We start from the raw sequence: 18,504 nt of genomic DNA on the forward strand, positions 1-18,504 counted from the left end.
GGCGGAGGCGGATGACCTTTTGCGGCTTGGCGTCATCGCCTCCCGGTACTTACAGGTTCGCCGCGTGAGGACAGAAAATGGCCCCTCATCAGCAGATTTCCCGCCGATGAGGGGCCGTCTCAGGCGAGCGTAGCCCGCGAGGTCCTGGAGGAGACAGGTATCCACGGCAGGTGGATGAACTGACCGGCGTCTACAAGAACTTGGCCCGCGGCATCGCGGCCCCGGTCTTCCGCTGCAAGTCCTCCGGCAGCACCGAATGCACTTCAAGCGAGTCCACAGCTGTCTCCTGGCTCACGCCCGATGAGGTCAGCGAGCGTATGTCCGAGGTCTTCACGGTCAGGCGTCCTGGACGCCTTGGACGGGAACGGCCGCACGTACGTAGCCACGACGGCAAGCGCCTCATCCCAGCGGGATAAGACCTTCTCTACTTCATCAAGGCGGCGGCTCGCTCCGCTCCCCGCGCGCGGCCCGGCCCCCGGCCGGGCCTGCGCTCCTGTCTCCGCCCCGCTCCAGCCCGGCCGGCGCCCATGCCGCGCGCACAGCAACCAACCGCCTGATGTCAGAGAAGGCCTACGTCGTGGCTAGGTCGGTCGGCTCCACGGCTTTACGGAGCCACTTTGGCACGAGCCTCGAAGATCATGGCCCCAACGTCGTGCTTTACCGGGCAGGCCCACAGACTGCCCGCCGCGCTGGAAGCTTACGGAGCCATGATCACTCGCGCCAAAGCAGCGCCACCCCAAAGCCGCTACATCGACCTCGTCACCAACACTCCTTAATTCGAACTATTGTTTAATTAGGAGCGATGTGGGTCAAAAATGATCCGAATGGGTTGCGAACCCTTCCGGTTGGGGCGACCATGAGCCGGTCGGACAGCGGGGGGCCGCTGAGTCCGACTGTCGAAAATGGCGCTTTCAGTGGACGGGGGCCGTATGGGCGAGCAAGAGTTCGACAAACTTCTGGATTCTATGCCGCGTATTGCGGAATCCATCAATGCGTTCGCCTCTGAGGAGGTGCAAAGGCAGGCTTTTGAGGCGCTCGTTGGTGCATTGAACATCTCGCCTACGGGAATCGGCGGAGTCAATCATGAGAGCCCTGCAGGGAACGGGAATGGCTCCATTGTTGGCAACATTCCGGGCGAAGTGCTTGCCGAAAACATCCAAGGTGACGAAGGTGGCGAATCGGTACCCGAACCCACTGCTACGGAAAAGAGAAGAAGGAAGGCGAAGCCTAAGCGAGACTGGACTGCTGTAAAAGATATCGGCTTCCACCCAGAGGGGAAGGTGTCATTCAAGGAGTTCATTGAAGAGAAGCAGCCCGCATCAATCGACCAGAAGGGGTTGCTGGCGGTCTACTACTTCGAACAAGTCCTTGAGTTGGATGAAATTGGAGTCGGACACGTGATGGCCGCATACAAGGAAGCCGTTTGGAGGAATCCCAGCAACCCGGAGAATGCCCTGCAGGTAACTTCCAGTAAGAATCGCTGGCTGGATACATCGAACATGAGGATCATAAAGACCACGCAGCGAGGACGTGACTTCGTGGAACATGATATGCCGGTCAAGAAGAAGTAGGGGATCGCACCACTCCCATGAAGATCGATCCGACTAGTGCCCTGGGTAATCTCCCATCTTCCCTGAGATCCGAACTGGTTGAAGAGTTCGATAAGATCACTAGGAATTATCGAGAAGGGCGGTGGGAAGCCTCCGAACTGAATGGGGGTAGGTTCTGTGAGATTGTGTACTCCATCATTGCCGGACATCTCGATGGGGGCAATTACCCAGGCAATGCAAAGAAGCCATCACGCTTCAAGGATGCATGCGAAAGACTCTCAAATTCCCCCACGACCTATTCGGAGTCCGCGCGTCTAACCATCCCTCGCGTCCTGATACCCCTATATGACGTGCGCAATCGGCGAGGTGTGGGGCATGTTGGTGGAGAGGTGGGCGCCAACCATATGGATGCGACTTTTGTTTTGCATACAACCCAATGGGTAATGGCAGAACTGGTCCGCATTTTTCACAACACGGACACCGCGACGGCCGGCGAAGTGGTCAGAAATCTAGTCAATCGGACCGTCCCGGCTATCTGGAAAGTTGGGGATGTCTCTCGGATTATCGATCCTTCGCTGACGCTAGCGGACGGCACTTTGCTTCTCCTCTACTCCGAAATTGGAGCGCAATCAGATAAAGACCTGGCGAAAAATCTGGAGCAAGATAAGCTGGGAAATTATAGGCGGGTATTGGATCGCCTTCACCGAGCAAGGCTGATTGAGTATGACCGTTCGAAAGGCGTGGCGCACATCTCTCCGCTTGGCGAAAAGGAAGTGGAAGAAAAGCTGCTTCCCTAGCAGGCAGGGAGACGGGCTCGTGGGTCTGGACGGCAGCGGCGACGGGCGTGCCAGATCCAGCGGGGGACCAGCGGGGGACCACGGGGAACGCGGGGAGCAGTCGACCCTCCCGCCAGGTACCGGTACCGCTCTCCCGCAGGTCAGTAGGAGCAGCCGCCAGATGCTCTTAGCTTCCCAAGCTGATGGCTCAGGCGTTGTGGTTGTGGGTCGACCGTCGTGGCGGGTTCGTGCTCTCCCGAGACGACGACGGTCGCAGGACCTGCCGCTCGCTCTGGCGGTGTGCCGATCGGCACGTCTGGTGGAGGCGGGCAGATCAGCCGGAAGAGCCGCTACACGTATGCCCGGTCCCGGAGCTGTTCCGGTGACGTCCGAAGCTGACACCAGGAGACCGGAAGGCGGGGTGCAGGCAGCGGCGTCACTGGGGCCGACGGACCCCAAGGTCTGGTTGCCCGAGTGATCGTTCCCGGGCCATCTCCGGGCCGTGCGAGGGTGCCCAGGGGTGCTCGATGGCGACCGACAGCGACAGCCGTGGCATAGCCGCCGCCAAGGAAAGGCCAGGTCACAGCCCCCCGCCCCAACGGGTTTCCACGCAGGGGTGGCGATACGGCAAGATGGGGTGTATCTGCCCACTGCCAGATTTCAAGCTGCCGGACGGTTTCTCTTGGCTGAGTTCATTTACACCATGCGCAAGGCGCGCAAAGCGCACGGCGACAAGGTGATCCTCGACGACGTCACCCTGAACTTCCTGCCGGGTGCCAAGATCGGCGTCGTCGGTCCGAACGGTGCCGGTAAGTCGACCGTGCTGAAGATCATGGCTGGGCTGGAGCAGCCGTCCAACGGCGACGCCTACCTGTCGCCCGGCTACACCGTCGGCATCCTGCTCCAGGAGCCCCCGCTCGACGAGGACAAGACGGTCCTGGAGAACGTCCAGGACGGCGTCCGCGAGGTCAAGGGCAAGCTCGACCGGTTCAACGAGATCGCCGAGCAGATGGCGACCGACTACTCGGACGCGCTGCTGGAGGAGATGGGCAAGCTCCAGGAGGAGCTGGACCACGCCAACGCCTGGGACCTCGACGCCCAGCTGGAGCAGGCCATGGACGCGCTCGGGTGCCCCCCGGGCGACTGGCCGGTCGTCAACCTCTCCGGTGGCGAGAAGCGCCGCGTCGCGCTCTGCAAGCTGCTCCTGGAGCAGCCCGACCTGCTGCTCCTCGACGAGCCCACCAACCACCTCGACGCCGAGTCGGTGAACTGGCTGGAGCAGCACCTGGCCAAGTACCCGGGCACCGTCGTCGCCGTCACCCACGACCGGTACTTCCTGGACAACGTCGCCGGCTGGATCTGCGAGGTCGACCGCGGCCGGCTGCACGGCTACGAGGGCAACTACTCCAAGTACCTGGAGACCAAGGCCGCCCGCCTCAAGGTCGAGGGCCAGAAGGACGCCAAGCGGCAGAAGCGCCTCAAGGAGGAGCTGGACTGGGTGCGGTCCAACGCCAAGGGGCGTCAGGCCAAGTCCAAGGCCCGCCTCGCCCGGTACGAGGAGATGGCCGCCGAGGCCGACAAGATGCGGAAGCTGGACTTCGAGGAGATCCAGATCCCGCCGGGCCCGCGCCTGGGCAACGTCGTGGTCGAGGTCGAGCAGCTGAACAAGGCCTTCGGCGAGAAGATCCTGGTCGACGACCTGTCCTTCACGCTGCCGCGCAACGGCATCGTCGGCGTCATCGGCCCGAACGGCGCCGGCAAGACCACGCTGTTCAAGATGATCCAGGGTCTGGAGACCCCCGACTCCGGCAGCATCAAGGTCGGCGACACCGTCAAGGTCTCCTACGTCGACCAGGGCCGCGCCAACATCGACCCGAAGAAGACGCTGTGGGAGGTCGTCTCCGACGGGCTCGACTACATCAACGTCGGCCAGGTCGAGATGCCCAGCCGCGCCTACGTCTCCGCCTTCGGCTTCAAGGGCCCCGACCAGCAGAAGCCGGCCGGCATCCTGTCCGGCGGTGAGCGCAACCGCCTGAACCTCGCGCTCACCCTCAAGCAGGGCGGCAACCTGCTGCTCCTCGACGAGCCCACCAACGACCTCGACGTCGAGACCCTCTCCAGCCTGGAGAACGCGCTCCTGGAGTTCCCCGGCTGCGCCGTCGTCGTCTCCCACGACCGCTGGTTCCTCGACCGGGTCGCCACCCACATCCTCGCCTACGAGGGTGACTCCAAGTGGTTCTGGTTCGAGGGCAACTTCGAGTCGTACGAGAAGAACAAGGTCGAGCGCCTCGGCGCGGACGCCGCACGTCCGCACCGGGCGACCTACAAGAAGCTGACCCGGGGCTGATCGATCTTGCGCCACACCTACGCGTGCCCGCTGCGCTGGTCCGACATGGACGCCTACGGCCATGTCAACAACGTGGTCTTCATGCGCTATCTGGAAGAGGCCCGGATCAACTTCCTGTTCCGTCCGGACAAGGACTTCCAGCAGGGCTCCGTGGTGGCGCGCCATGAGATCGACTACAAGCGCCAGCTCGTCCACCGGCACCACCCGGTGGACATCGAGCTGTGGATCACCGAGATCCGGGCCGCGTCCTTCACCATCACCTACGAGGTGAAGGACGCGGACGTGGTCTATGTGCGGGCCTCGACCGTCGTCGTACCGTTCGACTTCGAGGCCCAGCGGCCGCGCCGGATCACCTCCGAGGAGCGCGAGTTCCTCCAGCAGTACCTGGAGAAGGCCGGCGCCGAAGAGGGCGAGGCCGTCGCCGCATGACGGTGCTGCACCTCGTGGACGAGACGGAGGCGGCGGACCTCGCCGCCTTCCTCGCCCGGCTGCTCCACTACGACCGCGGTGCCGCGGTGCGCCTCCAGGCGGCCGGCACCGCGCTCGCCGTCTTCGGCCGGCCACCGTCCTTCGAGGTGCTCGCGGTACGCGCGGTACGGCTCGCGAAGCCGTACGAGGACGGTCTCCGTGTCACCCTCGACGTCACCGTCTCCGCGGGCGAACTGCTGGAGTCGGTGTCCGAGCGGGCGGCCACCGCGGCCGTACCGGGTGCGGTCACCGGGCCGCCGTGGGCCGGTGTGCTGCCGCCGCGCGGCGGCTGGCGGACCGAGCCGGGGCTGCCGGCGCCGGACGCGCTGCGGGCGACGGTCGCCGCGGCGGTCGGTGAATTCCGGGCGCGCAGCGAGGAGTTGGCGCCCGAGCGGCGCAACCGTGCGGAGCTGGACCGGATCGGGCGGGACATCTGGTCCCGCGAGATCGGACACACCCACCTGCCCGTGCGCGCCGTGCACGCGGCGCAGTCCCTGGGCTTCCTGCGCCCGGGCACCGAGGCGGCCGACACCGGCCTGCTGTCCTCGGGCGCGTGGCTGCGGCTGCGCACGCCGTACGGCTCGATCGCGGTACGGCGGGCCGGGGCGCTCGGCTCCCTCGGGGCGCTGGGCATCAGCGTCGGCGGCTGAACCGCCGCCGGTCCAACGGCGGGCTCAGTCCGCGGTGTTGATCATCGAGGCGGCGGCGTACGTCAGGTAGTTCCACAGCGTCCGCTCGTGTTCCTCGGACAGGCCCAGGTCGTCCACGGCCGCCCGCATGTGCCGCAGCCACGCGTCGTGCGCCGCCCGGTCCACCGCGAAGGGCGCGTGCCGCATCCGCAGCCGGGGATGGCCGCGGTTCTCGCTGTAGGTGGAGGGGCCGCCCCAGTACTGCATCAGGAAGAGCCGCAGACGCTCCTCCGCCGGGCCCAGGTCCTCCTCCGGGTACATCGCCCGCAGCTCGGGGTCCTCGGCGACCCCCTCGTAGAAACGGTGGACGAGCCGGCGGAAGGTGTCCTCACCGCCGACCTGCTCGTAGAAGGTCTGCTCCTGAAGCGTGCCGCGCCGAATCTCATTCACCCGTCCATGGTCTCAGACGGGACGGCCCACGACTCAAGTCTTGGGACCAGCGAGAAGATCGGGGGTTCTAGGGTGGTCCCATGGGTGCCTACGACACCGGGGAACTCGCCACCGCGGCGCGGGCCGGGATGGTGCGGGAGATCGCGGCGGAGGGCGCCTTCGCGGCGGACCCGCGCTGGCGGGAGCCGTTCGCGCGGGTGCCCCGGCATCTGTTCGTGCCGTACTACTTCGTCGCCGGGCCGCGCGGCTACGAGCGGCGCTGGGGCGAGAGTCCCGACCCCCGGGCCCGGGAGCGCTGGGTGCGCGGCGCCTACGCGGACGAGCCGCTGGCCACCCGGCTGCGCGACGGCGAGCTGCTGTCCTCCAGCAGCCAGCCCTCCCTGATGGCCCGGATGCTGGCCGCGCTGCGCGTCGAGGACGGCGACCGGGTGCTGGAGGTGGGCGCGGGCACCGGATACAACGCGGCCCTGCTGGCCGAGCGGCTCGGCGACGACGATCTCGTCACCAGCGTCGAGCTGGAGCCGGAGATCACCGAGTCGGCGCGGGCGCATCTGGCCGCGGCCGGGTACCGCCCGACGGTCGTCACCGGGGACGGGGCGCGCGGGGTGCCCGGACGCGCCCCCTTCGACCGGATCATCGCGACCTGCGCGCTGCCCACGGTGCCGCGCGCCTGGCTCGCCCAGTGCCGCCCCGGCGCGCGCGTCCTGCTGCCGCTGGCGACCGGACTGCTCGCGCTCACCGTGCGGGACGCGGAGCACGCCGAGGGCCGCTTCCTCGACACGGCCGCCTACTTCGTGCCGCTGCGCGGCCAGGGCCGTGCCGAACCCGAGGGCGTCTGCTGCGCGGGGCTGCCGCACCGGGCCCGCGAGCAGGACACCTTCCGCTTCCTGCTGACCCTGAGCCGGGGCGCGCTCGACCCGCAGGAGGCGTACGCGCTGTGGGAGCGCGAGGAGGAACCGGAGCGCGAACGGTACGGCGTCACGCTCACCGGCGAGCACGGCTGGGCCTGGCTGGACGACCCGGACGGGCCGTACGCCTGGCCCCTCCCGTGATCCCGGCATGATCCGGACGAAAGACCCTAGCCCCGGCGGACCGTGATCGTCGTCCAGGCGCCCACATGCACCCGGTCGCCGTCGCGCAGCGGAACCGGCACGAACGGCTGGATCGGCTCCTCCGACATGTTGACCGTGGTGCCGTTGGTCGAGTTCTGGTCGACCACGGCCCAGCTGCCGTCCGGCTGCTGCACCAGCATCGCGTGCTGGTGCGAGACGCCCGGGTCCTCCGGCGGCACGGCCAGGTCGATGTCCGGGGTGTCGCCGGTGGAGTGCCGGCGGCGGCCGATCGTCACCTGGTCGCCGGTGAGGGTGCGCTGCTGCTCGGGGGAGTACGCGGGCAGGTTCAGGCCCGTGGCCTCGGGGCCGGAGCGGTGCATCATCGCCATGAAGTACTCGCGGTCCGGGCCGATGGTCGCGGTCCAGGTGGACTGACCCGGGGCGTCCGGGAAGCCGGGGCCCGCGGGGGCCCTCTGGAAGCCGGGGTTCGCGGGGGTCTGGGTGCCACCGGGCTGGGGGTAGCCGTAGCCGCCGCCCTGGCCGGGGCCCGCGGGGTTGGCGGACGACGGCGGGGAGATCACCCAGTCGTCGTCACCGCCGCCGAAGGAGGGACCACCGGAGCCGGGGCCACCGGAGCCGCCGCCGGGACCGCCGAAGGGGCCGCCCTGCGGACCGCCGGCCGGGGGACGCCCGGTGTCCTGCGGGAACGCGGGGGGCGCGGGCGGGCCACCGGCCGCCGACGGGAACGCCTGCGGGGCGCCACCGGGACCCTGACCGGAACCACCAGGACCACTGTGACCACCAGGACCACTGTGACCCGCAGCACCACCGGGACCGGCAGCACCACCGGGACCGGCAGGGCCGCCCTGGCCGCCGGGGCCCGTGGGCCGGGAGGGGTCGCCGAAGGGGCCCTGGGCGGGGCCGCTACCGAAGGGCGAGGGGGAGCCCTGACCACCGGGGCCCGTGCCGGGGCCGCGGTCGCCGCCGAAGCTCGGGGGCGGGGGCGGGGCCTGGGTGCCACCGGGCTGGGGGTAGCCGTAGCTGCCCTGGCCCTGACCGCCGGGACCCTGACCGGGACCGGAGGGACCACCGGCCGGACCGCCTGCGCCCGGACCCTGGCCCGGGGCGTTGCCGAAGGGCGAGGGGCGACCGGCCGGAGCGCGGTCACCGCCGAAGCCGGGCGGCGGCGGAGGGGCCTGGGTGCCACCGGGCTGCGGATAGCCGTACCCACCGCCCTGGCCGCCGGGACCCTGACCCGGGCCGGAAGGGGCGCCGGGGCCCGTGCCGGGGCCGCGGTCGCCGCCGAAGCTCGGGGGCGGGGGCGGGGCCTGGGTGCCACCGGGCTGGGGGTAGCCGTAGCCGCCCTGACCCTGGCCGCCGGGACCCTGACCGGGACCGGAGGGACCACCGGCCGGTCCGCCTGCGCCCGGACCCTGGCCCGGGACCCGGCCGAAGGCGGGCGGGGCCGGGGGGCCGGGGGAGGTCGGCGGGCTCGGCGGGGTGCGGTTGAACGGGGTCGGGCCCGAGGGCTCGCTGCCGAACGACGGGATCGGCTCGGCCGGACGGTTCACCTGCGAGGGCCGGGAGCCCTGGTACTCGAACCCGTCACCGCCGCCGAACGGCGTGTTCGGCGACTGGAAGTGCGGGCCGCCCGTGGGGCGCGGGGCCGCCGGGGTGTACGAGGTCGCGGTGTTGGTCAGGAAGTTCCACCGGCACTCCTCGCAGAAGGGCGCGCCGCCCTCGCGGGGCGTACGGCACTGCGGGCACAGCTCGGCCTCGCCGGTGGCGGCCGGCGGGCGGGCGCCCTGCTGACCGGCCCCGGGAGGCGGGAAGCCGTAACCGCCGGGCGGCGGGGGCGGCGGAGGCGGAGGTACGGCACCGGCCATGCGGTGACCGCAGACCTCGCACCAGTCGTCGGAACCCGACTGGTGTCCGTTCGGGCAGGTCGGCATGTCGGTGCTTCCCCTTCTTCCTTTAAGGGTCCGGCTGGATCGCCAGGGAGGCTTCCAGGGTCACTTCTTTACACGAACAGTCTTTGTGGACCGGGTCTCCAGAGTCATCTCGTCGGCCTGAGCGACCCTCGTCTTCAACCGCACAGTACCTGTCGCGGCGTCGACCACGTCCACCACCTTCGAAAGCAGTTTCGCAGTATCCGCGTTCCCCGAGGCGCTCGCCAGCTGAACGGCCCGTCCCAGTTTGGCCGTTGCTCCATCGAAATCGCCCACTTTGCGCAGATCGAGCCCCTGCTTGATGACTTGTGCCAGTTCGGCCTGACCCGTGTAGTGGGCGACCTGGGGGCTGATCGCGGTGGAGGCCGCCATGTCGTCGGTCCATACGGCCCGTACCAGGCCCTGCGCGCCGAGGTTCTGTACCGAGCCGTCCGGCTGCGGAACCACCAACGACACCCGCGCGGCCAGCATTTCGCGGCCCAGCCCGGCCGGCGGGACCTCCACGCACAGGTGGTAGTCGCGGGACTCGTCGCCCCAGGACCCGGTCGGATAGTCCCCGGCGCGCGGCCCGGCCTCGGTGCGGCGGGCGGTCAAGTCCTCGACGGCGGGCGCGACTTGTTTGACGTAGCGGAGGGTGGTGCCGACCGGCGTCCACACCCGCAGGGCGACGTCGGCGACCTCCTTGCCCATCGCCGTCTCCATCATCTGCCTGAAGTCGGCGGCGAGGCCCGCCGGATCGGCGACGATGTCGGCGGTGCCGAGGAGCGCCGAGGCGATCCCTGTGACTTCTTTCACTTCCCAGTCGGTGCCCACGCCCCGCGCGTCACAGGTGAACCGCCCGGCGCAGGCGTCGAGGGCGGCGCGCAGATCCTCCGGCGACTCGTGCTCATTGCGCCCGTCGGTGAGCAGGATGCCGTGCCGCAGGGCGACGTCCGCCGAGGACAGCAGCCGGTCGGCGAGGCGCAGCCAGGTGCCGATGGCCGTACCGCCGCCCGAGGCGAGCCGTCGTAGCGCCTGCTTGGCCCGGTGCCGGGTGGTGGGGCTCGCGACGGCGAGGCTCCCGTCGCCGGGATAGACCTCGGTGGCCACATGGGTGCCGGCGATGACCGCGAAGTGGGTGCCGTCGCGCAGGGTGTCGACGGCGGCGGCCGTGGCGTCCCGGGCGTTGCGCATCTTCGTCGGCGGATACTCCATGGAGCCCGAGCAGTCGACCATGATCGCCACGGCGGCGGAGGGCCGCCCGTCCGGGGCGGCGGGGCTCAGGCCCCCGCCCAGGGTGCCGCCCCCCGTCGCCGTCACCGTGACGATGGCGTTGACCTCGCGGCCGCCCTCGGGCAGGTACTCGTTCTGGTACACGTCCACCGAGAACCGTGGCACGCTCGGTTTCGCGAAATTGGCCATACGAACTCGAATCCCCCTCCACCGGCCCGCTCACGCGCGGCGGTGCTGTGTACGGGCCGGTCCCCTCCGGCCCGTGGCCCCCGTGGCCCCCGTGGCCTCAGGCCGATCCTGCCCCCTGCGGTGGTGCGGGGAACGGCAGTACGGCCACTGTTACGTTGTCGTGGCCCCCGCCGTCCAGGGCGTGGCCGACCAGGACACGGGCGCTGTGCAGCGGCCGGGCGGCGGCGTCCGCCGGGATCGTCTCGGCCATCTCCTGCGCCGTCTCGGCGTAGTTCCACAGCCCGTCGCTGCACACCACCACCACACCGGGCCGGTCCGGCTTGAACGACGCGGTGTGCGGGTCCAGTTCATAGGCGTCCGCGCCGAGCCAGCCGGTGATCGCGTGGGCGCGCTCGTCGGCGTACGCCTCGGCCTCGCTCATCAGTCCGGCGGCGACCATCTGCGCGGCCCAGGAGTCGTCCTCGGTCAGCCGGGCGGGCGGCGCGGCGCGGTCGTCCGGCACCCAGTAGGCGCGGCTGTCGCCGACCCAGCCGACCACCAGGAGCCCGGCGGCGACCACGGCGGAGACGATCGTGCAGGCCGGGGCGTTCTGGTGCGGGTCGTGCTCGCGGGCCGCGTCCGGCTCCCCGGCCAGCGCGTTGACGGCCCCGGCGGCGGCGACGATCGCCTCGTGCATGGCCGCCTGCGGATGCGTGCCGCGCGGCAGGGCGGCGAGCAGGACGTCACCGGCCGCGCGCGCGGCGGCGGCCGACGCCTCGTCGGGGCGGGTCGCCGAGGAGACGCCGTCGCAGACGACGGCGAGCGTGGCGGGGCCGCCGTCGGGCAGCGCGGTGTGGCCGAGCGCGAAGGAGTCCTCGTTGCGGTGGTGGCGCAGCCCGCGGTCGCTGACGGCGGCCACCGGACCCGACTCCCGCTCCATGTGGTCGCGTTCGCGGGGCTGGGCGTGCCCGCAGTTCTCGCAGTAGCCGTCGCTGTCCACGCGGCCGGCGCGGCAGGCGACACAGGTCGTGGCGGGCTGCGCGTGCTCCTCGGGCCGCTGTTCGGGTGCGGGGGTCTCGCCTGCGGCGCGGGGGTCGGGGGCCTGCAAGGGGTACTCCTCGGGTTCCGCCGGCCGGTCGAGGCGGACGCCGGACCCGGGTGCTCCCGCGGGCGCCCCCGGAGTGCCGGGGTGCAGCGGGTGGCCGCCCGAGTCGGTGCCGGGCAGATCGGTCGGCAGATGCGTCTTGGGGGAGGTGGAGTCGGAGCCGGGAGGCTCGGGGGCGGGCCACCGCACGCCGGCCCTGGGGGCCGGGACACCGGAGTCCCGGGAGCCGGTCATGGCCGGCGTGGCGTGGTCCTGGGGCGGGGCGGGCAGCACCGAGAGGTCGTGACCGCACGCACCGCAGAAGAGGTCGTCCGGTTCGACGGGTTCCGCGCAGCTCGGGCATGTGGCCGGTGCGGCCTGCTGGGGCATCTGGGACATCAACTACACCCACGTCCGGGGGCGGTAACGGTTGGCCCGTTCCACCAGTTCGTTCCTCTCCTGGCCGCCGGGGGCCAGCCGGGCCAGCGTGCGGTAGGCGCGCTCCAGGCCGAAGCGCAGGCCCCGCTCGTCCAGTCCGCTGCCCAGCAGCACCCGCCCGCCGGAAGCCGTCCGGGCGGTGTTCCGGTCCCCCGAGAGTATCCAGTCCAGCGCACAGCCGAGCACTTCCGCCGACAGCACCTCGCGCCGCGCCGGGTCGAGCCCGTACGCCTGGAGCGCCTCGACCTGCCCGGCGGCGGCGGTCAGATCCTCCAGGAACGGTACGTCACCCGCGGCCGCGGTGCGCCCTCTGAGCCGGGCCCGGACGGCGGCGACCCGGGCGGCCGTGTAGTGGATGGACGACTCCGGCACCGACTCCAGCGTGCGCACCGCGCCCTGCCGGTCCCCGGCGGCGAGCCGCACCCGGGCGAGCCCGAACGCCGCGCTCACATAACTGGGATCGGTCGTCCACACCAGGTGGTAGTAGTCGGCCGCGTTGTCCAGCTGGCCCAGCACCTCGGCGCAGGCGCCGAGCGCCAGCTTGGGCGCGGCCTCGCCGGGGAAGGCGTCGTAGATCGCGTCGAAGGCGAGCGCGGCGCCCTCGAAGTCGCCGGTGACCAGCGCGGCCAGGCCCCGGTACCAGACCACCCGCCAGTCCTCGGGCCGCTCCTCGTCCAGCGCGGCGAGAGCGGTCCGCGCACCGTGGTGGTCCCCGGTCTCCAGCCGTGACCGCACCTGCCGCAGCCGGGTCTCCACGCTCTGCGCGGGCGCCGCGGCCAGCGCCCCGAGCAGCTCACCGGGCGCGGACGCCACGAGACCCGCCAGCAGACCGGCGTTGGGGTCGCTCGCGTCGACCAGGGGCACCGGCAGCGCGAGGGCGGCGGCGGGGAAGTCGAGCGGCTTGACCAGGGCGGTCGGGGACAGGGCCGGGGCGGTCGGCGCCGGGGCCGGTGCGGTCGGGGACAGGGCCGACGCGGGGGCGGCGGTGCCGCGCCTGCGCCCCCGGATCTCCCGTGCCCCGAGCCGCGACACGTCTGCGTGCAGACGCGGGAACAACTCCGGGTCCGTGACCCGCACTTCGGGCCCGAACAGGGTCGACAGGGCCGGCCGGGCCTGGCCGCTCTGCAGGGCCACGACCTCCCGCAGCACCCCCGTCAGCTGCTCCGCCATCTCCTGCGCGGAGCCGAAGCGGCGGGCCGGGTCGGGGTCGGTGGCGCGGACCAGGAGGCGGTAGAAGGACTCGTAGCGGCGGAAGACCTCGACGGTCTCGGGGTCCGGCAGCGAGTCGGCGTGGACGTTGGTGTAGCCCTGGAAGTCGAAGGTCAGCACGGCGAGGGTGCGGCCCACGGTGTACAGGTCGCTCGCCACCGAGGGGCCGACGTCGGCGACCTCGGGGGCCTGGTAGCCGACGGTGCCGTAGATCGCGGACTCGTCGTCGTCCATGCGGCGCACCGCGCCCATGTCGATCAGCTTGAGCTGGTCCTCGGTCTGGATGGCGTTGTCGACCTTGAAGTCGCAGTACAGCAGGTTCCGGCTGTGCAGATGGCCGAGCGCCTCCAGCGCCTCGATGCCGTACGCGCACGCCTGCTCCACCGGCAGCGGATCGCGTCTGCCCTCAGGGGTGCGGCGGGCGTTGGCGATCTCCTTGAGGGACTTGCCGCCGACGTACTCCATGACGATGTAGCCGTCGAGGGAGCCGGTGCGCTGGTCCAGGTGCTCCACGAAGTTGTAGATCCGCACGATGTTGGCGTGCTCGATCTCCGCGAGGAAGCGCCGCTCGGAGATCGCGGCGGCCATCGCGTCCTGGTCCCCGGTGTCCAGCAGGCCCTTGAGCACCACCCAGCGGTCCGAGACGGCCCGGTCCACGGCGAGATAGACCCAGCCCAGGCCGCCGTGCGCGAGACAGCCCGCGACCTCGTACTGGCCGTGCACGATGTCCCCGGCCTTCAGCTTGGGCACGAAGGAGTACGGGTGGCCGCACTTGGTGCAGAACCCCTCGGTGCGGCCCGGCCGTTCGCCCCGGGCCCGGCCCACCGGCGCCCCGCAGTCCGAGCGGGAGCAGAACCGTTTGCGTTCGGGCACCTCGGGGTTGTCCAGGACCATGGTGTGCGGGTCGGGCCGCGGCACCTGCGGCACATCCACCAGGCCCGCGCCCAGCCGGCCGCGCCCCGAGGACCCCGAGGAGGAGCCGGAGCTGCGCACCGACACCGAGCGGGTGGTGGCGGCGCCGCCGGACAGGGACCGCGACAGGCGCCCGGACACCGAGCGCCGCGACCTGGACGACTGCGAGGACGTGCGCGCGCTGCGGGCGCTGCCGGAACCCCGGCTCTCGGCGGCGCCCCGGGTGACACCGGTGGGCGGCGAGCCGACCATCCCGGTCGCCGACACCACCGGCGCCAGACCGCAGGTGTCGCAGTACAGCTCGCCGCCGCCGACGTCCTCGTACGACCCCTCGCAGCCCGGCCGCTGACAGGCCCGCCCGGCCCCGCTCATCACTGGTCCCCCTTACGGTCCTCGGGCGCGCCGTCCAGCAATTCGGCCGCCGCCCGCTGATAGCGCAGCACCGCGCCCTCGGCCACCCGCAGATCGCAGGGCGCGCTCCACAGCATCCGCCGGGCGGCGTCGTACCGCTCCACCAGGAACGGGTCCTCGGCCAGGCCGTGCCGGGCCACCTTCGCCTTGTAGGCGTCGAGCCGGCCGCGCAGTTCGGCGCGGACCGCGAGCGGCGCGGTGACCGCAGTCAACTGCTCGCGGGCGCGCAGCAGTTCGTCCTCGGCCCGCTGTTCGAGGGACTCCAGCAGCGGGGACAGCCGGTGCCACTGGGCGGCCCGCCGGTACTCGGCCGCCGTCGCCAGCTGCTCCTGGAGCACGGTCGGCGGGCCGCTGACCACCGGCACCTCGGTGGCGGCGATCTTCGCCAGCACCTCGCCGCGCGCCGTGCGGGCCTCGGCGAGGGTGCGGTCCGCGCGCGAGAGGACGTCCCGCAGCCGGATCAGCCGGGCCTCCGCGTCCTGGCGCACGGTCAGCACCGCGTCGATCTCCCGGCGCACGTCCTCCAGGGCGCGCGCCTCGCGGTCGTACACCGTGGTGTCCGGGCGGCCGCCGCCGGGCGCCGAACTGCCCCGGGCGGGCACCCAGAAGGCGAGCGGGTCGCGGATCACGTCCTCGCGCAGCCGGGTCAGGGTGCGGGTGATCCGCTCCAGGTCGTCCCCGGCCGGGTGCTCGCCGGGGCGCACGCCGACGGAGTGCGCGAGCTGCCGGGTGCGCTGGAGCTCGGCGGCGAGCAGATCGATCCGCGCGGGCAGCGCCGACCAGACCGCGTCGGCGGTGACGACCAGGTCCAGGCTGGTCGCGTACATCTCGTTCATCCGGTCCACCAGCTCGGCCAGCGAGAAGCTCTCGCTGAGCCGGCCGGTGCCGGGCCCGGCGACCGCGACGGAGGTGCCGCGCAGCAGCTCGGTCAGCTCGGCCAGGTCCTCCCGGCTGGACCAGCGGCGCCGGGAGCGGATCTCGCGGGCGCCGCGCAGCGCGGCCGTATAGGCGTCGAAGTATGACCACAGCAGGGTGATCCGGTCCTCCGTGGCCTGCCAGCGCTCCTGGGTGACGCCGGACAGTTCGGCACCCTCCAGGAGTCTGCGGCCCGCGTGGTCCTGGAGGGCGAGCAGCGAGGTCTCGATGGCCTCGTGCTCCTGGCCGAGCCGCGCCAGCGCACGGTCCACCTCGTCCCGGTCCATCACCGGCCCGGCGGGGTCCGTGACGCCCATCGATCACCTCTCGCTTGCTGTGTGTTCCGGTCGGCCGTGGTTCAACTGGTGCGCAGATACTGCGGTGCGGGCGGCTTGGACGCCGAGGAGTCCTTTCCCAGTGTGGCCGACAGCCATGTGTCGTACGACGCCTGCCAGCCACTGGCGCGGTAGGCGACCAGGACCCGGTTGACCCGGCGCACCAGATCGGAGGCGTCCTTCTTCATCGCCACTCCGTAGTACTCGGTCGTAAAAGGCGCGCCCTTGAGCTCCACCGTCGGATCCTGCGCGGCCTGGCTCGCCGCCAGGGCGCCGTCGGTGACCACCGCGTCCACCTCGCCGAGCTGGAGCCGCACCAGGCAGTCCAGCTGGTTGGGCACGGTGGTGGAGAGGTCGGTGGAGGCGGGCAGCGTCCCGGCCTTCTTGTCCGCGTCCAGCTTCGCGTACCCCGTCGAACCGGTGGCCGTGCACACCTTCTTGTGCGCCAGCGTGCCGTTGTACCCGGTGATCGCCGAGGACTTGGGGGCGAGGACCTGCTGACCGGTCTTGAAGTACGGCGCCGAGAACGCGACTTGCCCGAGCCGCTCGCAGGTGATCGTCATCGTACGGACGACCATGTCCACCCGGCCGTCCTGGATCGCCGAGATGCGCTGGTTGGTCGGTATCGCCTTGAACTGGACCGCGTCCGGGTCGCCGAGGATGTCCTGGGCGATCCGGTGCACCAGATCGATGTCGAAGCCCTCCAGCTGGGCGCCCTCGGTGTTGGGGTTGCGGTAGCCCCAGCGGTAGCTGTTCTGGTCGACGCCGACGATCAGCTTGCGCCGGGCGCCCTCGCGGGCCTTGATGGCGTCGATGGTCGGGCCGTCCGCGCCGGACGGGGCGAGGGTCTGCTTCTGCGCCTCGGAGTCCTGACAGGACCCGGCGCGCACCTGGCTGCCCTCGGCCAGCTGCTGCCCGGCCCGGTCCGGGGCGGCGTGGTGGTGGTGCGTGATCTGCGTGCAGGGCAGCAGCAGGACGAAGGCCAGCGCCAGGGCGCACAGGACCGCCATCGTGCCGACCCCGCCCCAGCCGCGCAGCCGGCTCGCGTCCATCGCCCCGCCCCTTCTCACCGGTACTCCGAAAGCCTGCGGCCGATCCCGGCGAGGGCGCCCGCCGCGCCGAGCACCGCGAGGGCGGCGGCGCCGACGGGCAGCCCGGTCATGGCGTCCCGCCCGCTCGTGGCGGCCCGCTGGAACTCGGCCTGCTCATGACCTATCGCGCGGGCGAGGTCGCTGTCGACACCGTCGAAGCATTCGCCGGTGGTGCCCTTGGCGCCGATCACCTTGTCCAGCGCCTGCTGGTAGTCGCCGTTCTCGTCCGCGGCACGGGCCGCGCCGTGCCGCTGCTTCCACAGCGCGGTGCCGGCCTCGGCGGACTTCACGGGCGCGGTGCCGCCGGGGTCGTCGGCGAGCTGCGCCGCCCGGCCGAGGCCCTTGCCGAGCGCGGTCATGTCCTTGTCGAAGTCGTAGTAGTACGTGTCGTACTGCTTGCCGTCGACCGTGACGGTCTCGGCGCCGCGCGCCACCAGGCTCAGGTTCTCGTTGCCCCGCGCCTTCAGGGAGGCGATGCGGGCGTCGTGCAGGACGGTCAGGGAGCGGATGCCGTGGTCGTAGGAGCCGGTCAGCTCGGAGCGCGCGACGGTGTGTCCCACGGTGAGCCACAGCAGCGCGACGACGGTGGCGCAGCCGGCGCCGACCAGGCCCTGGTTGAGGACGCGGTTGGTGCGCAGATAGTCGCGGCGCTGGGCCCAGCCGAGCCCGGCCAGGGCGAGCACGCCGAGCGCGATGGCCGCCCAGGGGTACGGCGTCGCGTCCCCGTAGTCGGCGTCCAGGCGCGCGTTCTCCTTGGTGTAGAGGTCCTCCGCGGCCGGGAGCATCTCCGTCTGCATCTTCTCGTTGGCGTACCGCAGATACGCGCCGCCGACCGGGTAGCCCTGGCGGTTGTAGGTGCGGGCCCGCTCCACGAGGCCCTTGTACTCGGGCAGCAGCCGGTTCAGCCGGGCGATGGTGGCCTCGGAGGCGGAGCCCGGCTCCGAGTTGGCGGCGGCCGTGACCAGGCCGGAGGCGGCCGCGCTGATGTCCTTCTCGTACCGGTCGCGGGTCGACGCGGGCTCCTGGCCGCCCGCCAGGAAGCCGCTGGAGGCGGCGGTGTTGGCGTCCGCCAGCGAGCGGTAGATGTCGGCGGCGCCGGAGCTGAGCGGCTGGCTGCGGTGCAGCACGTCGTCCGCGGCGGCCGCGCGCTCGCTGCTCTGCCAGGCGGTGACCGCGCCGAACGCCACGACCAGCAGGGCGAGTACGGCGCCGATGAGGCGCAGCCGGCCCGGCTCGGTGGTCGCCGCGGCCCGCAGCTTCTCGGTGCCCTCGGCGAAGGCGGTCCGCCGCGGGCGCGGCGCCCGGGGCGGCTGCGGCGCGTGGGGCGATGCCTGAGGCGGCGCCGGAGCGGGCTGGGCGGGGATGCCGGGGGCCGCGGGCACGGCGGAGCCCGCGATGGGTGGTGCTGCGCTCTGCGGCGGGTGTGTCACTCGACCTCCCCCATGGTCATCCGTACGCAGCCAAGTATCGCCGCACGGACCGACATTCCGCACCGGCCTTCACTGGAT

Annotated in this window: 14 protein-coding genes and 1 pseudogene; 7 read left to right on the plus strand and 8 right to left on the minus strand. The window is 71.5% G+C overall.

All coding sequences use genetic code 11. The features are described from left to right. Positions 1-108: 108 nt before the first annotated feature. From AB0N90_RS11705 to AB0N90_RS11730, 6 genes and pseudogenes are all read left to right on the plus strand, one after another. Positions 109-416, plus strand: a pseudogene (locus AB0N90_RS11705) (NUDIX domain-containing protein); the annotation flags it as partial. 513 nt (positions 417-929) lie between these two features. Continuing rightward, a complete protein-coding gene (locus AB0N90_RS11710) occupies positions 930-1,571 on the plus strand; it encodes a hypothetical protein (protein WP_365195212.1) in 642 nt (213 codons plus the stop codon). A 17-nt stretch (positions 1,572-1,588) separates the two neighbouring features. Then, a complete protein-coding gene (locus AB0N90_RS11715; RefSeq protein WP_365195215.1) occupies positions 1,589-2,347 on the plus strand; it encodes a hypothetical protein in 759 nt (252 codons plus the stop codon). A gap of 661 nt (positions 2,348-3,008) precedes the next feature. Beyond that, entirely contained in the window at positions 3,009-4,673 is a 1,665-nt protein-coding gene (ettA, locus tag AB0N90_RS11720) for an energy-dependent translational throttle protein EttA (RefSeq protein WP_086810910.1), read from the plus strand. Between the two features lie 6 nt (positions 4,674-4,679). Continuing rightward, positions 4,680-5,102: a thioesterase family protein gene (locus AB0N90_RS11725; RefSeq protein WP_365195218.1), complete on the plus strand. Its 423-nt coding sequence runs from the start codon at positions 4,680-4,682 to the stop codon at positions 5,100-5,102. Next, a complete protein-coding gene (locus tag AB0N90_RS11730; RefSeq protein ID WP_365195220.1) occupies positions 5,099-5,791 on the plus strand; it encodes a hypothetical protein in 693 nt (230 codons plus the stop codon). Before AB0N90_RS11725 ends, AB0N90_RS11730 begins: the two co-directional genes overlap by 4 nt. Before the next feature lie 24 nt (positions 5,792-5,815). Here AB0N90_RS11730 and AB0N90_RS11735 read toward each other — a convergent pair whose 3' ends face one another. Continuing rightward, on the minus strand, positions 5,816-6,220 hold the full coding sequence (locus AB0N90_RS11735) for a globin (protein ID WP_361668245.1): 405 nt from the start codon (positions 6,218-6,220) through the stop codon (positions 5,816-5,818). Between the two features lie 80 nt (positions 6,221-6,300). Between AB0N90_RS11735 and AB0N90_RS11740 the strand changes: the two genes are divergently transcribed. Beyond that, positions 6,301-7,272, plus strand: coding sequence for a methyltransferase domain-containing protein (locus AB0N90_RS11740; RefSeq protein WP_365195222.1), 972 nt, complete (start codon positions 6,301-6,303; stop codon positions 7,270-7,272). 26 nt (positions 7,273-7,298) lie between these two features. Here AB0N90_RS11740 and AB0N90_RS11745 read toward each other — a convergent pair whose 3' ends face one another. The 7 genes from AB0N90_RS11745 to AB0N90_RS11775 form a co-directional block, all read right to left on the minus strand. After that, positions 7,299-9,224, minus strand: a complete 1,926-nt coding sequence (locus tag AB0N90_RS11745; RefSeq protein WP_365195225.1) for an FHA domain-containing protein — start codon at positions 9,222-9,224, stop codon at positions 7,299-7,301. A 60-nt stretch (positions 9,225-9,284) separates the two neighbouring features. Then, positions 9,285-10,622 (minus strand): VWA domain-containing protein, encoded by a 1,338-nt coding sequence (locus AB0N90_RS11750; protein ID WP_365195227.1) that lies wholly within the window; start codon positions 10,620-10,622, stop codon positions 9,285-9,287. Positions 10,623-10,719: 97 nt separating this feature from the next. Continuing rightward, entirely contained in the window at positions 10,720-12,084 is a 1,365-nt protein-coding gene (locus AB0N90_RS11755) for a protein phosphatase 2C domain-containing protein (RefSeq protein ID WP_365195230.1), read from the minus strand. A gap of 3 nt (positions 12,085-12,087) precedes the next feature. Continuing rightward, entirely contained in the window at positions 12,088-14,616 is a 2,529-nt protein-coding gene (locus tag AB0N90_RS11760; RefSeq protein ID WP_365195231.1) for a tetratricopeptide repeat protein, read from the minus strand. Next, positions 14,616-15,887 (minus strand): hypothetical protein, encoded by a 1,272-nt coding sequence (locus tag AB0N90_RS11765; protein WP_361668232.1) that lies wholly within the window; start codon positions 15,885-15,887, stop codon positions 14,616-14,618. Before AB0N90_RS11765 ends, AB0N90_RS11760 begins: the two co-directional genes overlap by 1 nt. Positions 15,888-15,928: 41 nt before the next feature. Next, positions 15,929-16,957, minus strand: a complete 1,029-nt coding sequence (locus AB0N90_RS11770) for a glutamate ABC transporter substrate-binding protein (protein WP_365195233.1) — start codon at positions 16,955-16,957, stop codon at positions 15,929-15,931. 14 nt (positions 16,958-16,971) lie between these two features. Continuing rightward, positions 16,972-18,426 carry a hypothetical protein gene (locus AB0N90_RS11775; RefSeq protein ID WP_365195235.1) on the minus strand — a complete coding sequence of 485 codons (1,455 nt, stop codon included), beginning with the start codon at positions 18,424-18,426 and terminating at the stop codon, positions 16,972-16,974. Positions 18,427-18,504 lie beyond the last annotated feature (78 nt).

Source organism: Streptomyces sp. NPDC093018 (assembly GCF_040684035.1).
In the GTDB taxonomy this organism is placed as follows: domain Bacteria; phylum Actinomycetota; class Actinomycetes; order Streptomycetales; family Streptomycetaceae; genus Streptomyces; species Streptomyces murinus.

Bases quoted from the DNA above. Each gene is read 5' to 3' on its own strand.
- AB0N90_RS11750 (WP_365195227.1), bottom strand. From the start codon at position 10,622: ATGGCCAATTTCGCGAAACCGAGCGTGCCACGGTTCTCGGTGGACGTG.
- AB0N90_RS11755 (WP_365195230.1), bottom strand. From the start codon at position 12,084: ATGTCCCAGATGCCCCAGCAGGCCGCACCGGCCACATGCCCGAGCTGC.
- AB0N90_RS11745 (WP_365195225.1), bottom strand. From the start codon at position 9,224: ATGCCGACCTGCCCGAACGGACACCAGTCGGGTTCCGACGACTGGTGC.
- AB0N90_RS11715 (WP_365195215.1), top strand. From the start codon at position 1,589: ATGAAGATCGATCCGACTAGTGCCCTGGGTAATCTCCCATCTTCCCTG.
- AB0N90_RS11765 (WP_361668232.1), bottom strand. From the start codon at position 15,887: ATGGGCGTCACGGACCCCGCCGGGCCGGTGATGGACCGGGACGAGGTG.
- AB0N90_RS11740 (WP_365195222.1), top strand. From the start codon at position 6,301: ATGGGTGCCTACGACACCGGGGAACTCGCCACCGCGGCGCGGGCCGGG.
- AB0N90_RS11730 (WP_365195220.1), top strand. From the start codon at position 5,099: ATGACGGTGCTGCACCTCGTGGACGAGACGGAGGCGGCGGACCTCGCC.
- AB0N90_RS11760 (WP_365195231.1), bottom strand. From the start codon at position 14,616: ATGAGCGGGGCCGGGCGGGCCTGTCAGCGGCCGGGCTGCGAGGGGTCG.
- AB0N90_RS11770 (WP_365195233.1), bottom strand. From the start codon at position 16,957: ATGGACGCGAGCCGGCTGCGCGGCTGGGGCGGGGTCGGCACGATGGCG.
- AB0N90_RS11710 (WP_365195212.1), top strand. From the start codon at position 930: ATGGGCGAGCAAGAGTTCGACAAACTTCTGGATTCTATGCCGCGTATT.